A 16,723-nucleotide genomic window follows, 5' to 3' on the forward strand; every position below is an offset into this window, starting at 1 on the left:
TTTTTACCTATTATGCATATTTGAAAATCGTCATTAAAAGTTTGGAATCATATTTGTTAGATATGGAGTGAAGGCAGGATGCCGCCGGAAATAGGTCCAGTAGCAATGGAAATCCCCCACATTAAGTAATCAAGCATATTTGCGTAAAAAGGCGAAGAATTCAAACGTAAATTACGTTTTACCCATTGTGAAATATTCCGAATCATAACATAATATAGATTAATAGTCATAGTGAAAGAGGAGAAAAGGGGGGGCTAAAGCATGAAGTTTTCACGTTCGATACAGGGGAAATTAATTATCATTTCACTAGCATTATTAATTATCCCTAGCTTAGTGATAGGCTTAGCTAGCTATAGTAAAGCAAAAAAAGGTCTGGATGATATTGGTGAACAAGTTATTAAAAATAGTGTTGAATCTTCTTTGCAATTAATCGAGCTTGCAAATGAGAGTGTTAAAAGGGGCGACGTTCCTTTAGAAGTTGCACAGGAGAAAGTGCGGGAGGCATTTCTAGGACCGAAGGATAGTGAAGGAAAGAGGCCAATTAATTATCCTGGAGACTTGGGGGAGTATGGTTATCTATATGTTTTAGATGATAAAGGGACATTAACAACCCATCCGACTCGAGAAGGGGATAACCTATGGAACGATCAAGATAGTAGCGGAAATTACTTTATTCGGGAAGTAACCGAAAAAGCACTTGCCGGTGGGGGATATACCAAATATGAGTTTGAGCTACCAGGGCAAGATGTAGTAGCTGATAAAATAATTTATTCTGCAAAGGATCCAAATTGGGGATGGATCATTGTATCGGGTACATATATGCAAGATTTTAATGAAGGGGCTAATTCATTATTATTCGTTATTGGTATTACATTATTAGGTGCCATCATTATAGGTACTGTAGTTGTCATAATGGTTTCAAGACATTTAGCTTTACCAGTGCGAAAATTATCGAAACGTGTACGTGAGGTAGCCAAAGGGAATTTAACTGTAGAAATTGAAAATCTACAACGCTCGGATGAGATTGGTCAGTTAAATGAAGGCTTTAATGAAATGGTTGATCAACTGAAAACATTAATTACAGATGTAGAGGAAGCTATTGTAGAAATTCAATCGACATCGTCAAATTTAACATCTGTGGCAGAGGAAACAAACGCTTATGGAGATGAAATAGTAAAAGCGATAAATGAGGTTTCAAACGGCGCATTAATGCAAGCTTCAGATGCAGAGGATACGAATAGAACAGCTATTGATTTTGCGCGACAGATTGAATTATTGCATGACAAAAATGAAGTAATGCTTGATGCATCTCAAAATATGAAGCGATCAAATCAAGACGGGCTCTTAAATTTAAAGAGCTTGAAAGAGACATCACACGAGTCTTCAGAAGTGATTAATAATGTTCATGCTGTATTTAATAGCTTAATTGTGAAAGTTAGGGAAATTGAAGGCATTGTCGGTACGATTACGGAGATTTCTGATCAGACGAATCTGCTTGCATTGAACGCATCGATAGAGGCCGCTAGAGCTGGGGAGCATGGCAAAGGCTTTGCGGTTGTTGCTGAGGAGGTACGTAAGTTAGCGGATCAAACATCTGTAGCAACAGAGCGAGTACGTACAACCTTAAAAGGGATTGAAAGTGAAACTAATTTAGTGAACGATGAGATGAAGAAAACAAACGTCATTGTTCGTCAGCAAAATGATTCGGTTGCCATAACAGAGTCATCCTTTATGGAAATAGAATTGGCAGTAGAAGAAATCATTTCTATTATTAAGGAAATGACTACTGGAGTAGAATATTTGAATGGCTCAAAAAATAACATTATGCAATCTATCGAAAGTATTGCGATGATTAGTGAGAAAAATGCTGCTGCATCAGAGGAAGTAACGGCATCCGTTGATGAACAACAGCGTGCCATTCAGGTTGTTAGTGAATCTTCTAATGATTTAACAGATGAAATAACAGCGTTACAGGATTCTATTAAGCGTTTTATATTAAGATAATCAATTAGGATGTTTGTACAGCAATTTCAGTACAAGCATCCTTTTTTTTGCCTAAACGTTAATAAAAGGTAAGGGGAGATCGATCGTGAAGAAATGGGTAATAAGATTAGGGATTATATTACTTGCTATGAGTAGTGTTGTTTATATTTGGCTTGACGAGGAGATGAAACAGGGTGTCCAGCCAGCTGCAAACGGAACAGCTACATACATGATTGTCCTGGGAGCAAAGGTAAAACCGGGAGGAATTCCATCGCTTTCTTTGAAAAATAGATTAGAAGAGGCAGTAAAGTATTTGAAAAAGTATCCTCGTGTAAAAGTGATTGTGTCGGGTGGAAAAGGGGAAGATGAAGATCGGACAGAGGCTTCAGTCATGCTTAAATACTTACAGGACAATGGTATTGATACAAATAGAATAGTAGTGGAAGACCAATCTACTTCAACTTACGAGAACTTATTATTTAGTAAAGAACTTTTGCCTAAAGAAACTAAGAAAATTACGATTGTCTCTAATGATTTTCATTTAAAGCGTGCAAAATATTTAGCGGAGTCTTTAGGCTTTGAAGTAGATGTCGTTGCGGCAAAAACACCAAAATCGGTGGAATTGAAGTTAACGCTTCGTGAAAAGGCTGCACTATTAAAAACATATGTATTTGGCTATTAATTTATTTCTTAATACTATAGATTTGGCATATAATAGAAATGAAACGGGGGATATGACAGAAAGAGGGGATTTTATGAAAACATTTAAAGACTATGAATACAGCCGTCCGAAAGTTGAGGCAATGAAAGAGCAACAATTATCTTTAATTGACCAATTTAAAAATGCGCAAACGATCGACGAGCAAAGTGAAATAATTGAGAAATTAAACGGATTGAGTAATGACTATGCCACGATGGCAAACCTAGTGTATATTCGTGCTTCGATTGATACAAATGATGAATTCTATCATGCAGAACGCGATTATTTTGATGAGGTTGGACCTGAGCTGGAAGAGGTAACAACAGAATATTATAAAGCACTAATCGCTTCACCATTCCGTGAGCAGTTAGAAGAAAAATGGGGCCAGCAATTATTTGATTTAGCAACCTATCAAATTAAAGGTTTTTCTCCAGCAGTCATTGATCTAATGCAAAAGGAGAACAAGCTCGTTTCAGAATATAATAAGCTTGTTGCCTCTGCGCAAATTGACTTTAATGGTGAAACATTAACGCTTGCTCAGCTTGGTCCGTATGCAGAGTCTACTGATCGTGAAATGCGTAAGTCGGCAACGGATGCACGCTTTGGCTTCTTTGCTGAGCATGAAGAGGAATTTGATCAATTATATGATGAACTTGTCAAAGTGCGCCATGAAATCGCTGTTAAATTAGGCTATAAAAACTATGTCGAGCTAGGCTATGTTCGAATGAATCGCATTGACTATAATGCAGATATGGTAAAGAAATTCCGTGACCAAGTTCGTGATTTAATCGTACCTATTGCAACTAAGTTATATGAACGCCAGGCAAAGCGTATTGGTATTTCTGAATTTAAGTTCTACGATGAAGCATTCAACTTTGTATCAGGAAATGCGACACCAAAAGGCGATCCGCAATGGATTGTTGCGAACGGTAAAAAAATGTATGAGGAGCTATCACCTGAGACGGGTGAATTCTTCAACTTTATGATTGATCATGAATTAATGGACTTAGTGGCGAAGAAAGGAAAAGAGAGTGGCGGTTATTGTACGTTTATCGAAAACTATCACTCTCCATTTATCTTCTCGAACTTTAATGGTACTTCAGGTGATATCGATGTGTTAACACATGAAGCAGGACATGCTTTCCAAGTTTATTCAAGCCGTGATATCGGAATCCCAGAATATGTATGGCCAACTTATGAATCTTGTGAAATTCATTCGATGAGTATGGAGTTTTTTACATGGCCATGGATGGAGCTATTCTTTAAGGAAGATACAGAAAAATATAAGTTCACACACTTAAGCAGTGGCTTATTATTCCTTCCTTACGGTGTTGCAGTTGATGAGTTCCAGCATGTGATTTATGAAAATCCGAATATGACACCAGCTGAACGTAAAGCTGCATGGAAAAAAATTGAGGAGACATATTTACCACACCGTGACTATGATCATAATAGTTATCTAGAAGCGGGTGGTATATGGCAACGTCAGGCACATATTTATGCAAGTCCGTTCTATTACATTGATTACACGTTAGCGCAAATTTGTGCATTCCAGTTCTGGAAACGTTCACGTGAAGAATTTGAAGCTGCTTGGAAGGACTATACGCATTTATGTGGTTTAGGTGGTTCTATGTCCTTTACGAAGCTTGTAAAAGAAGCAGGCTTAATTTCACCATTTGAGGACGGTTGTGTTGAATCGGTTATTGGCGATATTGAAGATTACTTAAATTCAATAGACGATACAAAATTATAAACTACTACATTGTGAAAATTTGCGACACTCCTGTGGAAGGCAAACCGTATGAGCCTCCTCGGATGCTTTGGCATTTGAGGGGCTTGCGAGATTGCCCATTGGAGGGTTGCGAATTTTTTTGTGCTAACTTTTTTCAGCAAGTGTCTTTTGTAGCGAAAGCAATGCGGCAGCTACAATTATGCCGAGGCATAATTGATAAACTCTCATATTTAGACAATAATTAATAGGATACTTGCGAAATGGTTAATATATAAGTAGTATTTTCAGTAACTGAGATAAAAGGAAGTGAATTAAAGTGACGAGGAAAGTTTGGTTTCAAGTAGGCGTAGGGATTTTACTTGCCCTATTAGTCATTAAATATTTTATAGAGATTCATTGGATTTTTTCGCCGCTTGTAATTATCTTAAAAGCTATTTTTGTGCCTTTATTACTGGGCGGTGTTTTGTATTATGTTACAGAACCGATTCAGAGATTTTTAGAGAAGCGTAAATGGCCGAGATGGGCGAGCATTTTAACGATAATCGTTGGATTAATAGCGCTTGTAGGTAGCTTTGGGTGGATCGTTGGTAATCCGATTGCCGTACAGGTAAATAATTTAGTGAAAAATGTACCGCAGATTAGTGCTAGTATTCAAGATGCAGCTGATTATGTATTGAGAAACAGGGATAACTTCCCGCCACAGTTAAAAGATCTTATCGACAATATGGCGAACTATGTGCAGGATATTGCTTTTGCGGCAAGTAAGGGACTAGTATCGTTTTTACAATCAGTTGTTTCAGTTTCTTTATTAGCTATTTTAATTCCGTTTTTCTTTATATTTATGTTGAAGGATCATGAAAAATTTGCACCATCAGTTTATAAATATTTTAGTGGTGAACGCCGTGAATGGGTGAAGAAAACGTTAAGTGAAATTGATGGTGTTTTACGTAGCTACATACAAGGACAGCTACAAATTAGTTTTTTACTTGCGCTCATTATGTATGTCGGGTATTTAATTATAGGTTTAGAATATTCATTGCTTCTTGTTATATTTGCTTTCTTTATGAATATGATTCCGTTTATAGGACCATGGATTGCCTTTACACCAGCGCTGATTGTGGCTGTTGTTCAGGATCCAGTGTTAGTCATATGGGTGTCTGTTGTCACGCTCGTGGCGCAGCAAATTGATAGTAACTTTATAACACCTAATGTAATGGGGAAAACACTCGATATTCATCCGTTAACCGTTATTACAGTTATTTTAGCAGCAGGTAATATTGCAGGCTTTATCGGTATTATCATTGCTGTACCGTTTTATGCAGTATTAAAAGTAATCGCATCCAATATTTATGATGAACGGAACGTGATTAAGAAAAAGGCTACGAAGTCGGTATAGGAGTCGGAAAAAATGGAACAAGAAATTGTGAAAGTTTTTAATGAACAGCATGAACAGATAGGGACAGCAACGAGAGCAGAGGTACATGAAAAAGGGCTATGGCATGAAACATTCCACTGTTGGCTTGTCAATGAGGACTATATCTATTTCCAAATCCGTAGTGCACAAAAAAAGGACTATCCTGGTTTGCTTGATATTACAGCGGCGGGGCATTTATTAGCCGTAGAGACAGTCGAGTCAGGAATTCGCGAAGTAAAGGAAGAGCTAGGACTCGATGTTGACGTACACGAAGTAGTTAAAATGGGCATGACATCTTGTAGTATCGTTTCAGAAAACATGATTGACAATGAATTTTGTCATGTTTTTATATATCCATTCAAACATGATTGGGAATCATTTAACCTGCAGTATGAGGAAGTGTCAGGGGTCGTTCGAGCAAAGCTTGACGAGGCAGAGGCATTCTTTTTAGGAGAGACAGCTACTTTAAATATTGAAGGCTATGAATATTTCCCTGATGGTCAACGAGCGAAAATTGTGCGCCCTGTAAGTGCTGCACAATTTGTCCCTTACCGGGAACTATACGTTGCACATGTTATTCAGTTTGTAAAAGATAAAATGTTATGAATTTGTGGGGTGTCTGAAAAACCTTCATAGGAATTCTAGCATAATTGTAAAAGGTAAATCCGCTTCGCTTTCCGTGGGATAAGCTATGTGCCACATCGGTACATTCTTATTTTTTCCACAGAGAGTTTAAACGGATTTTTTCTTTAATAGTAAAAATGATTAGGATCTGACTTCTTGTCTAATCATTAATTTTGTTAAAGAGTATGCCGTGTATATAAGTTGATCTTGGGTGACTCCTTTGGGTAGAGGGAAGAAGGCTAAAAGCGTCACGTCCTGTTATAACGCCTTCTACGTTATAGTGATGTGATTTTCTAATTTGGGTCTCTCATCTTAATTTAGGGATGACGTTTTGTTAAAACGTATGCTATGCGAATAAGTTGATTGGAGTGGAGATTGGGCGACTCCTCGGGGATTAGCGATATAGAGGAACGAAGGCTAAGAGCATCACGTCCTGTGCTAACGCCTTCGTGACCAACATCCTGATGGCCCGAGACCCTGCAGCGAAGCGGATGTTTTCTGTGCGAAAGCGTAGTGTTAACGTAGCGACAGCAACGAAGCGGCTCATCGGACGCCCCCAGGAAAGCGCCCAATCGGAACGGAAATCAACCTACACAATCAACCTACACGTTATGGACATTAAACTTTACTTTTAGTACTACCTATTTTACTTCAATATAACAGGAATAATAAGTTATACTAAAAGAGATATTGAATAGAAAAGGAGCATTTTTATATGCTAACATTTGAACAAAAGCAAGCCATCATCGACTCATTTCCTGAACTGACAAAGAAGGAAATTTCATTGAAACGCGTAAATTATCACTTTATGGATAGCCTTTATGAAAAGACAATTGTTGTGGAAAAACTACACCCAAATGGCAACGGTTTTGTATTTGTCGGTGATTTATTGCGCTACGAGGAAGAAGCAAGCGATAAAGGCCTAGTAAATATTCGTGACTACGATGAACAACAACTTCGTGAAATTATTGAAGATGCCATCCAATATTTATCGGAAGAAGCAGAGGAGCAAGAGCCGATCGAAGAGCTATGGCAAAATCGTGAAGGTGCTCAATTAATGCTAGCCTTTGAGCAACGTTCGTGGAATGTTTATCATGGAGAAAACTTAGAAGAAGCCTTTGGTACACACGATGCTGCGAAAGAATATTTACTAGAAGAAGGTTTTCGTAAAAAGAAATAAGTAATTCGGGGGATACGAACGAATGAATGGGAAAAAAATAGTGGGAATAGTTATTGTTGTTGTTCTAGCTGCTTGTTTATTTTCAGTATTTACGATCACAAAATTTTATAAAGATCATAAGGAACAGCCAAATAGTGAAAATCGCCAAATAAATAAGTCAAAGAGCTTGAATTTAATTTTGCCACAGGCTACAATTATCTCGAATTCAAGATAATTGAGAGGTGGACTGTAAATGCAGCACGTTTTTTATAAAGGAACAGATGAAACAAAACCAATTTTTTTACTGTTACACGGTACAGGTGGAAATGAACAAAGCTTAATTGGCCTTGCGAAGGATATTGACGAAACAGCAAGTATTTTAAGTGTCCGTGGAAATGTCCTTGAAAATGGTATGCCACGCTTTTTCCGTAGATTAGCGGAAGGTGTTTTTGATATAGAGGATTTAATTTTCCGTACGAAGGAATTAAATGATTTTTTATTAGAAGCAGCGCAGCAGTATGGCTTTGACCGTAATCGAGTTGTTGCTATCGGCTATTCTAATGGTGCGAATATTGCTGCTAGCCTATTATTCCATTATGAGGATGCTCTAGCAGGTGCAATACTGCATCATCCAATGGTGCCTAGACGCGATATTAAATTGCCTACACTTTCTTCAACTCCTGTCTTTATCGGTGCTGGAACGAATGATCCAATGTGTACTGCTCAGGAATCTGAAGATTTAGAGGCGCTTTTAACGTCAGCTGGGGCCGATGTAACAACTGTATGGTTTAATTATGGTCATCAGCTAACAATGCCTGAGGTAGAAGCTGCAAAAGAATGGTACGACCATATTTATTCAAAATAAGGAAAAATCCGCAACCTTTGAGTAAGGGTGCGGATTTTTTTAATTTCTTTCAGTAGGTGTCCAAATACAAAGCCGATTTCGGATGCTGAGGCATAATTAATTTCCGTTTATTTCTGTTTCTTCGCAAAGGGCAGCCACCAATTCCAGTCCCCAAAGAGCTTCATAAGACTAGGAACAAGCATGAGGCGAATAATTGTTGCATCGATGGCGACCGCAATAGCTATACCAACCCCAATTTGCTTCACTGGCATCACATCTGTAAAAGCGAATGCCCCTGTTATAACAATCATAATAAGCGCTGCTGACGTAATGATACGACTTGTAGAAGTTAGACCGTCAATCGTGGCACGTGTATTATCCGCCCCTTTTTGATATTCCTCTTGAATGCGAGATATTAAAAAGACTTCATAGTCCATACTTAAGCCGAATACAAGACAAAATACAATTACTGGGATAATAAGGACAATCGTACCGGCTTCAATGCCCAAATGTCCATATTGGAAAATATAGACGAGAATACCGAAGGCTGATGAAAGTCCAATGATATTCATAATAATCGCTTTCAGTGGGATTAAAATAGAGCGGAAAGCGACCATTAAAATAAAGAACGTTGAAATGATAATAATAGATACAGCCAAGAAAATTTTACTAGCAATTTCATCGAAAATCTCTTGATTGAATTTCGCATGACCTCCGAGCGTGAAATCGACACCTAAATCTTTATCTATCCATGTTCGAGCAAATTCTTGAGCGGTAGTGGATGAACCGGCTGCATCCAATGTAATTGGGATAAAGAGTTGTTTATCTTTAGCAAACGTATTTAGAATTGGTTTTATTTGTTCTGCCACTTGTGGAGTTTTCAAAGAAGCAGTCAGTTCCTCAGGTGACTTAATGTTAGCCGTCGTATAAATGGTTGAAACATGATTTACTAATGGGTCATCAAGCAACTTTTCTTGAATAGTGTAAATAAGCTTTCTTGCTTCATTATCTTCCCAGCCTTCTTTACGTTCAGCTAATAAATATAATGTTGAGGTATCACCAAGTCCAAACGTCTCATCTAGCTGATCATAAGCAGTACGTGCCTCATATTTAGCCGGTAATGAATCCACCTGAGGAATAGTAAGTTTAATATCCTTCAATGGAATCATGCCAATACCTAGTAATAATAAAGCCGCAATAACGATGGCAACAGGATGTCTCATGACAAAACCAGCAAAACCTCGCCAACGATTTGTACCACCAGATTTTACACGTAATAGGCGCCATTTATTAAGGCGATCTCCTAATAACATCATCGTAGCAGGTAGCAAGGTTAAGCCGGAAAGTACTGCAAGAAATACAACAATTGCGCCTCCTAAAGCGATATTATGAAAAATCTCGACGTCAATGACAATCATGGCACCTAAGCCGATCATGACACAAGCAGCAGAAAAGATGATTGAACGGCCGGCTGTCTGTATAGACGTTTGAATAGCTTGTACAATGGATGTGTAAGCACGTTCTTCGCGATACCGGTTAATAAATAACAAGGCAAAATCAATGCTTAATGCAAGTCCAAGCATGGGTACTATATTTAATACAAAAATCGATAAATTGACATTACCGCTAAACAAAGTCAAAATTCCAAACGCAGTAACAACAGTAACTAAGCCAATAACGATAGGTAAGATGGAGGCTACGACAGTACCGAAAGCTAGTAATAGCACTATGATAGCAATTGGTAAGCCTATCGCCTCTGCTGACGCTAAATCCTTTTGACTGGCTGTATTGATGTCCGCTGAAATAACAGGTCCGCCAGTAATGCTCACACCGTCATCTTCTATTAATGAACGAATGTCTTTCACAACATCCGGTAGCTGATCAATATTATTTTTTAGATGAATCATGGCATAAGCTATACCATTCTTTTGTAAAGAAACATCATCGAGTGGTGACTGGATTGAATGAATCTCCTTAATTTTTTCCAACTTTTTTAATGTATCTTGAATTTTCTTATCGTCCGCTGGATTGAAGACGACCAAAATTGTCTCGGAAGGTAAATCAAATGTTTTGGCAAGCTCATTTGTTACGTAGGTATGATCTCCTTTCACGAAGAAACCGTCGCCATGAAGTTTACTCGGAAGTTGTATAGCAAACATAGCCATGGAAATAAAAATGACGAACCATAGGGCTACGATAGCTTTAGCGTGGGCTGTTATAAAAGCTGAAAAAGTTTTCATAGTAGGTACTGTCCCCCTTTTTAAAATAGTGTAAAGGATGTGTCACATTTTGTCGTGTAATAATTTAAAGACTCCTGTCCCTAATAAGGAACAGGAGTCTTAGTATGCAATCAAAATCAATTATGCCTTGGCATAATTCCATGAAATCCACATGTTTCTCACCATCTATAGAGGTGGGAAGAAGTTAAAAGAATAACGATAATAAAAAGTAAATCGTAGCTGCCATAACTGCAGAAATTGGCATTGTAATAATCCAAGTAGTGACGATTTTACGCGCCATCCCCCAGTTTACGCCACGTACACGTTGTGCAGAGCCGACACCCATGATAGAGGAAGAAATAACGTGTGTTGTAGAAACTGGTAAATGAATTAATGTAGCACCGAAGATAACAGACGCAGATGCTAAATCTGCTGCAACTCCGTTTACTGGACGGATTTTCATAATTTTACCGCCGACTGTTTTAATAATTTTATAGCCACCGATAGAAGTACCAAGCCCCATCGCAGTTGCTGCTGCAGCTCGTACCCAGAAAGGAATTTCATCTCCTGTATACAAACCACCAGCGATTAACGCCATCGTCATAATCCCCATTGCCTTTTGTGCATCGTTTGTACCATGTGTAAAAGATTGAATGGCGGCAGTGAAAATTTGCATCGTACGGAAACCTTTATTCGTACGATATAAATTTAAGTTTTTAAACAATAATTTAAACAGTGTCATCATAATAAAGCCAGCGCAAATCGCAAGGATTGGTGATAGCACTAAGGCCATAATGATTTTAGTGAAACCGCCATAGTTTAGAACGCCGAAGCCAGCAGATGCAACTGCTGCACCAGCAATGGAGCCAATCAGAGTATGTGAAGAACTCGATGGAATACCGAAATACCACGTTAGTAAGTTCCAAATAATAGCGGAGAATAACGCCGCTAAAATAACGACTGAACCAGTTGTATCTCCCGCAAAGGCATTTAAAGCGAATGGATCTACAATATCTTTTGTTAAAGCCTTTGCAACACCGACGAAAGTAATAGCTCCGATAAAGTTCATCACTGCAGCCATCATGATAGCTACGCGAGGTTTCAATGCTCTAGTGGAAACCGAAGTTGCAATAGCATTTGCTGTATCATGGAAGCCATTGATAAAGTCAAATGTTAGGGCAAAGATAACGACCAGTACGGTTAGAATAATGATTGTGTTCATTGTAAGTGCCCATCTCCTAATTACGCGTTACGCATGATAATTGTTTCCATAGTATTTGCAACGTTTTGGCAATGATCAGCGATATCTTCAAGTTGTTCATATATATCTTTATATTTAATAAGTCGAATCGGATCTTTTTCATTTAAAAATAGTTGTTTAATAGACGAACGTTGTACTTCATCACATTCACGTTCATAGTCCTTAATAAGAATTGCGTGTGGGCGCATGCCAATAAGATTCTTTTTCTTTAACTCTTCTGTTGCTTTCACAATTTCATCAGCGCTTTTTGAAATATAGCCTAAGAAAGTACGCATTGATTCGTCAACTTCTGTTAGAGAGAACATTTCAAAATGAGCGATACAATGCTCCGTACCATCTAATACGTCGTCCATACGAATGGCAAATTCTAGAATGTCTTCGCGCTCGATAGGTGTCATAAATGATTTGTTTAGCATCACGATCAGTTCGTGAATGAGCTTATCACCAGCTGTTTCGTAATTTTTCATAGTAATGCTAATCTCTTTTAAGTCAGCTACACTGTTAATACGAAAATCATTTGCGTAATGTACGGCCTCTCTCATATTCTCAGCAATTTTATGCAAAGCTATAAAGAAAGGGTCTTGTTTTTTTGAGTTAAGCATGTAAATCGAATCCTCCTGGATATAAATAAATTGGCCTCTAAACTTTACTATCATAACAAAATCTTTAATTTATCTACATAAATTTTTTCTATTCTCCATAAAACTTTACAATCCTGTAATATACAATTTGCTCACAAAATAATAATGGAACCTCTGTATTTGTTTTTATTAGTACAGGAAAACGCTTTAAACATATGGTTTTATAAGGATTTATACTTTCTGTTTAATACAAAAGAATACTATGGAGACATAAAATTTTGAATAACTTATATGTCAGAATTGTAAAGGGGATGTAAAGGGATTGCTTTACTCATAGTTTTCCCTTTTCTTAAGAATATCTTCATTTTTATCCTTCAACTTTATTAAGAATTCTTGTCTACAATGGAGAAAGAATTACTCATCACCACACGTTATGGTGATGGATTTAAAGAATGTGAAAGGGTGTTTATTTGAAAATGATTCAAGTCGAAAACTTACAACATACATTTTTAATTGGAAAGAAAGGCAAGGAAAAACAGGTTCCGGTATTAAAAGGTGTCAACTTTGAGGTGAAAAAAGGAGAGATTATCGCAATTGTTGGTAAAAGCGGATCCGGTAAATCTACCTTATTACAAGTACTAGCAGGATTTATGAAATCTGAACAAGGATCTATTAAGGTAAACGGTAAAGAAGCAGCTAATTTTACTGAAGTAGAAAGTGCAGCCTTTCGCTTGCAACATTTCGGATTTATCTTTCAAAACTTTCAACTGATGCCAGGCTTAACGGCTTCTGAAAACATAGAACTACCATTGAAGTTACAAGGTATCAAGAAAGCAATACGTACTGAAAAGGTGAAAAAATTAATGGACAAGGTTGGTTTAACGGAGGTAGCAGACCATTACCCGAATGAATTATCGGGTGGTCAGCAACAGCGTGTTAGTATTGCGAGAGCCTTAATTACAAATCCACCTATTTTGCTGGCAGATGAGCCGACAGGAAGTCTTGACTCAGAAACAGAGCAAGATATATTGCTGCTCATTCAAAGTCTAAACCGTGAGCTTGGTTTAACATTCGTCATCATTACTCATGACGAGGAAGTAGCAACGATAGCACATCGACGTTTCCGCATGTACGATGGGGAACTTGTAAAGGAGGAAGCATAACATGTTATTTAAAGATCAATTAGATTTTGTTACACAGCATATAAAGAAAAATAAATTACGTGTGTTTATGACAGTACTAGCGGCAACGATGGGGTGTGCATTTTTGATTGTCCTCGCATCAGTTGGGTTTGGGCTGCAGGATTCCATACGTAATGAAATATTATCGGATGAAAATATTACGAAAATTCAAGTGTTTGGTAATGATCAATTTACAGAGGAACAAATCCATGAAATAAAAAGTATAGAACATGTGAAAACAGTACTTGAAACGATTACTGTCAATGCATCCGGACATTCATTTTTTGAAGACCGCGATACACTATCTGATGTATACGTTACGAATATGCAAGATTTTGAGCAAGTAAGTGGCAAGCTTGCAAAAGGAAAGTATCCAACAAAGCCAAACGAAATCGTTGTAGGTTATCATTTTGCTCAAACATTAATAAATGATGCTGAGCGCAAAATTATTGAAGAGAAAAGTAAAAAAGCTGAAGCGGAAGGCACGTTTTATAATGGTAGTGAGGAAGGGTATAAGGACTCATTAATTGGTAAAGAAATCGAATTAGCATTAATGCCGCGTACTGAGGGTGCAGAAGAGGGCGAGAAAATAAAGTATACGATTGTCGGTGTTATGAAGAAGCCTTCTTATGATTGGATGGTCAATAACTCTATTTATATGGATAAAGAGCAAAAGCCTATGCTAGCAACTAATTTAGCAGCAACGGGTAATGTTAAAGAAGATGACATGTTTCTTTCAGAATTCAATATTTTCGCTGATAGTATGGAAAATGTAAAATCAATTTTAGACAAACTAAAAGACGATGGCTATAACGTTTATTCGGTGACTGAGCAGTTGGATAAAATGAATGTATTTTTCCTAGTTTTAAAGATCGGCTTAATTTTTGTAGGAACAATTGCTGTCTTGATCGCCTCGATTGGCATTTTCAATACAATGACAATGGCAGTTACAGAGCGTACTCGTGAAATCGGTGTTTTAAAGGCAATTGGAGCAAGTCCAAAGCTTATTCAACGATTGTTCTTAATGGAAAGTACATTCATTGGTGTTATTGGGACTTTAATAGCTGTAGTTATTTCATATATTATTAGCTTCGTAGCAAATGCTGCACTGCCTGTAATTCTAGAAGCAGCAACAGGGGAAGAGGCATTTAGTAAAAGTGACATTACATTTTCTCTAATTCCTTGGCAACTCGTTATTATTGCAGCAGCTATTAGTATTGGTGTAGCGATGATTTCAGGCTATCGTCCGGCACGAAAGGCCACAAAAATTGACGTTATTCAAGCATTACGACAAGAACTATAATAGAAAGGGCGGTCCAAAAGTTATTGGACCGCCCTCTTAATTTGATTAAGCAAATTAAGAAATACTCGCGGAAGGAGAGTGAATACCCGCGTTCCGCAATGAAATACCCACGAAAGGAGAGTGAATACCCGCGTTCCGCAATGAAATACCCGCGAAAGGAGAGTGAATACCCGCGTTCCGCAATGAAATACCCGCGAAAGGAAGGCGAATACCCGCGCTTCGCGATGAAATACCCGCGGAAGGAAGGCGAATACCCGCGTTCCGCAATGAAATACCCGCGAAAGGAAGGCGAATAACCGCGCTTCGCGATGAAATACCCGCGAAAGGAAGACGGATACCCGCGCTTCGCGATGAAATACCCGCGAAAGGAAGACGGATACCCGCGCTTCACTCACAAATAACGCGGTATATTATAGGTAAGCTTGTAACTCATTCGCTAAAAACGGCTTGGCATTTAGTAACTTTAAAAATGCATCGTAGCTAGCGCGCTGTTCAGAGCTTGGCTTTTTACCAGTATGATATGCTCTTATTAAAATGTTTTTTGGTGTGTTTTCCATATCGATAAACTCCAGCAGTTGTGCCTCATAGCCCACAAGTGATAGAATTTCTGCTCGGATTGCGTCCGTTGCAAGCGCTGAAAAACGCTCGCGTACGAGACCGTGCTGAAGCATGATATCTAGAGCTGGTGTATTAAGCTGGCGATTTAGCTCATGCTGGCAACAAGGGACGCTTAAAATAACGCTTGCTCCCCATTTCACAGCTCGTGCCAATGCCATATCAGTGGCAACATCACAAGCATGTAGAGTTACTACCATGTCCACGGCAGACTCATCATTATAATCATTAATATCTCCTACTAGAAATTCGAGTTGTTCATAGCCTAAATCCTGAGCGATTTGTGAGCATTCTTCGATGACTTCCTTCTTTAAATCCAAACCAGTGACACGAATGTCTAAGCCTTTTTCGATTTTTAAATAGTGGTATAAGGCGAATGTTAAATAGGATTTGCCTGAACCGAAATCTAAAATACGAACCTGACGATCTTTTGGTAAATATGTTAATGCATCATCAATAAATTCGATGAAGCGGTTGATTTGTTTAAACTTATCGTATTTTTGTTTTTTTATTTTTCCTTCTTCCGTTTGTACGCCAAGATGAATTAAAAATGGATATGGCTTATCCTCTGCCAGCAAATAGTTTTTCTTGCGATTATGCGCTAAATTAACTTGCTTTGGCGTTGAGGACTTATCAGATTTCCATAGTACTTTGTTCTTTTTTGATAGCTGCACTTGTATTTTTTCATCAATAAAATCAATATGTGCTTGGCGGTAATCGTTAAAAAATGCTTCTAGCTTCTCCGGGAAATCTTCTAATAAAACATTTTCATGCTTTAAAATACGTTCAAATTGATATTCAACTTGTATATGGTAAGCATCCTTCAATAATAAAGGTTTTAGCTTTATACGTTTTACTTCGTTTGATTTCATACGTGGTTGACTGATTGTCGCAGTAACAAGTTGCTGTTGTAAAATCCGCTCTATAAGCTGAGCTTGCATTTCTTCATATGTCATACATTTCGCCTTCTTTATCGTGTTATAGATGGCACTAGTTTAACATACTTTATGAATTGCATTGCTATTATAAATTTTAGAATTCGCTCTTTGAATAATTATAGGTTATCTTGTATATTTGTGGTATTTTAAATATAGGGAATTTTTAATA

Annotated in this window: 14 protein-coding genes; 10 read left to right on the top strand and 4 right to left on the bottom strand. The window is 37.8% G+C overall.

Features of this window, described 5'->3' with window-relative positions; genetic code table 11:
- Nucleotides 1-261 precede the first annotated feature (261 nt).
- From ACFTQ7_RS11230 to ACFTQ7_RS11265, 8 genes are all read left to right on the top strand, one after another.
- Nucleotides 262-2,004, top strand: coding sequence for a methyl-accepting chemotaxis protein (locus tag ACFTQ7_RS11230; RefSeq protein WP_386828774.1), 1,743 nt, complete (start codon nucleotides 262-264; stop codon nucleotides 2,002-2,004).
- A gap of 85 nt (nucleotides 2,005-2,089) precedes the next feature.
- The gene (locus tag ACFTQ7_RS11235; RefSeq protein WP_483869437.1) at nucleotides 2,090-2,665 is read left to right on the top strand and encodes a YdcF family protein; all 576 of its coding nucleotides are present in this window, start codon (nucleotides 2,090-2,092) and stop codon (nucleotides 2,663-2,665) included.
- A gap of 73 nt (nucleotides 2,666-2,738) precedes the next feature.
- The gene (locus ACFTQ7_RS11240; RefSeq protein ID WP_386828776.1) at nucleotides 2,739-4,436 is read left to right on the top strand and encodes a M3 family oligoendopeptidase; all 1,698 of its coding nucleotides are present in this window, start codon (nucleotides 2,739-2,741) and stop codon (nucleotides 4,434-4,436) included.
- A 295-nt stretch (nucleotides 4,437-4,731) separates the two neighbouring features.
- Nucleotides 4,732-5,811: an AI-2E family transporter gene (locus ACFTQ7_RS11245; protein WP_349659340.1), complete on the top strand. Its 1,080-nt coding sequence runs from the start codon at nucleotides 4,732-4,734 to the stop codon at nucleotides 5,809-5,811.
- Between the two features lie 12 nt (nucleotides 5,812-5,823).
- The gene (locus ACFTQ7_RS11250; protein ID WP_349659339.1) at nucleotides 5,824-6,435 is read left to right on the top strand and encodes an NUDIX hydrolase; all 612 of its coding nucleotides are present in this window, start codon (nucleotides 5,824-5,826) and stop codon (nucleotides 6,433-6,435) included.
- Nucleotides 6,436-7,168: 733 nt separating this feature from the next.
- Nucleotides 7,169-7,633: a hypothetical protein gene (locus ACFTQ7_RS11255; protein WP_349659338.1), complete on the top strand. Its 465-nt coding sequence runs from the start codon at nucleotides 7,169-7,171 to the stop codon at nucleotides 7,631-7,633.
- A gap of 22 nt (nucleotides 7,634-7,655) precedes the next feature.
- Nucleotides 7,656-7,847, top strand: coding sequence for a hypothetical protein (locus tag ACFTQ7_RS11260; RefSeq protein WP_349659337.1), 192 nt, complete (start codon nucleotides 7,656-7,658; stop codon nucleotides 7,845-7,847).
- Nucleotides 7,848-7,865: 18 nt separating this feature from the next.
- The gene (locus ACFTQ7_RS11265) at nucleotides 7,866-8,477 is read left to right on the top strand and encodes an alpha/beta hydrolase (RefSeq protein WP_386828778.1); all 612 of its coding nucleotides are present in this window, start codon (nucleotides 7,866-7,868) and stop codon (nucleotides 8,475-8,477) included.
- A gap of 107 nt (nucleotides 8,478-8,584) precedes the next feature.
- Here ACFTQ7_RS11265 and ACFTQ7_RS11270 read toward each other — a convergent pair whose 3' ends face one another.
- The 3 genes from ACFTQ7_RS11270 to ACFTQ7_RS11280 form a co-directional block, all read right to left on the bottom strand.
- Nucleotides 8,585-10,696 carry an MMPL family transporter gene (locus ACFTQ7_RS11270; RefSeq protein WP_386828779.1) on the bottom strand — a complete coding sequence of 704 codons (2,112 nt, stop codon included), beginning with the start codon at nucleotides 10,694-10,696 and terminating at the stop codon, nucleotides 8,585-8,587.
- 184 nt (nucleotides 10,697-10,880) lie between these two features.
- Nucleotides 10,881-11,897 (bottom strand): inorganic phosphate transporter, encoded by a 1,017-nt coding sequence (locus tag ACFTQ7_RS11275; RefSeq protein ID WP_386828781.1) that lies wholly within the window; start codon nucleotides 11,895-11,897, stop codon nucleotides 10,881-10,883.
- Nucleotides 11,898-11,917: 20 nt separating this feature from the next.
- Complete coding sequence (locus tag ACFTQ7_RS11280; RefSeq protein ID WP_079562474.1) at nucleotides 11,918-12,538, bottom strand: DUF47 domain-containing protein; 621 nt, start codon at nucleotides 12,536-12,538, stop codon at nucleotides 11,918-11,920.
- A gap of 455 nt (nucleotides 12,539-12,993) precedes the next feature.
- On the opposite strand from ACFTQ7_RS11280, the gene ACFTQ7_RS11285 reads away from it, so the two are divergent.
- Nucleotides 12,994-13,680: an ABC transporter ATP-binding protein gene (locus tag ACFTQ7_RS11285; protein ID WP_386828783.1), complete on the top strand. Its 687-nt coding sequence runs from the start codon at nucleotides 12,994-12,996 to the stop codon at nucleotides 13,678-13,680.
- 1 nt (nucleotide 13,681) lies between these two features.
- Complete coding sequence (locus ACFTQ7_RS11290; protein WP_386828785.1) at nucleotides 13,682-15,001, top strand: ABC transporter permease; 1,320 nt, start codon at nucleotides 13,682-13,684, stop codon at nucleotides 14,999-15,001.
- 410 nt (nucleotides 15,002-15,411) lie between these two features.
- On the opposite strand, the gene ACFTQ7_RS11295 is transcribed toward ACFTQ7_RS11290, so the two are convergent.
- The gene (locus ACFTQ7_RS11295) at nucleotides 15,412-16,572 is read right to left on the bottom strand and encodes a class I SAM-dependent methyltransferase (RefSeq protein WP_386828786.1); all 1,161 of its coding nucleotides are present in this window, start codon (nucleotides 16,570-16,572) and stop codon (nucleotides 15,412-15,414) included.
- Nucleotides 16,573-16,723: the final 151 nt, after the last annotated feature.

The organism is Lysinibacillus sp. NPDC056959, from assembly GCF_042674095.1.
GTDB lineage: Bacteria > Bacillota > Bacilli > Bacillales_A > Planococcaceae > Lysinibacillus > Lysinibacillus zambalensis.

What these genes read in the sequence shown, in the direction of transcription:
- ACFTQ7_RS11230 (WP_386828774.1), top strand. Translation starts at nt 262, where the DNA reads ATGAAGTTTTCACGTTCGATACAGGGGAAATTAATTATCATTTCACTA.
- ACFTQ7_RS11240 (WP_386828776.1), top strand. Translation starts at nt 2,739, where the DNA reads ATGAAAACATTTAAAGACTATGAATACAGCCGTCCGAAAGTTGAGGCA.
- ACFTQ7_RS11250 (WP_349659339.1), top strand. Translation starts at nt 5,824, where the DNA reads ATGGAACAAGAAATTGTGAAAGTTTTTAATGAACAGCATGAACAGATA.
- ACFTQ7_RS11255 (WP_349659338.1), top strand. Translation starts at nt 7,169, where the DNA reads ATGCTAACATTTGAACAAAAGCAAGCCATCATCGACTCATTTCCTGAA.
- ACFTQ7_RS11260 (WP_349659337.1), top strand. Translation starts at nt 7,656, where the DNA reads ATGAATGGGAAAAAAATAGTGGGAATAGTTATTGTTGTTGTTCTAGCT.
- ACFTQ7_RS11265 (WP_386828778.1), top strand. Translation starts at nt 7,866, where the DNA reads ATGCAGCACGTTTTTTATAAAGGAACAGATGAAACAAAACCAATTTTT.
- ACFTQ7_RS11270 (WP_386828779.1), bottom strand. Translation starts at nt 10,696, where the DNA reads ATGAAAACTTTTTCAGCTTTTATAACAGCCCACGCTAAAGCTATCGTA.
- ACFTQ7_RS11275 (WP_386828781.1), bottom strand. Translation starts at nt 11,897, where the DNA reads ATGAACACAATCATTATTCTAACCGTACTGGTCGTTATCTTTGCCCTA.
- ACFTQ7_RS11280 (WP_079562474.1), bottom strand. Translation starts at nt 12,538, where the DNA reads ATGCTTAACTCAAAAAAACAAGACCCTTTCTTTATAGCTTTGCATAAA.
- ACFTQ7_RS11285 (WP_386828783.1), top strand. Translation starts at nt 12,994, where the DNA reads ATGATTCAAGTCGAAAACTTACAACATACATTTTTAATTGGAAAGAAA.
- ACFTQ7_RS11290 (WP_386828785.1), top strand. Translation starts at nt 13,682, where the DNA reads ATGTTATTTAAAGATCAATTAGATTTTGTTACACAGCATATAAAGAAA.
- ACFTQ7_RS11295 (WP_386828786.1), bottom strand. Translation starts at nt 16,572, where the DNA reads ATGACATATGAAGAAATGCAAGCTCAGCTTATAGAGCGGATTTTACAA.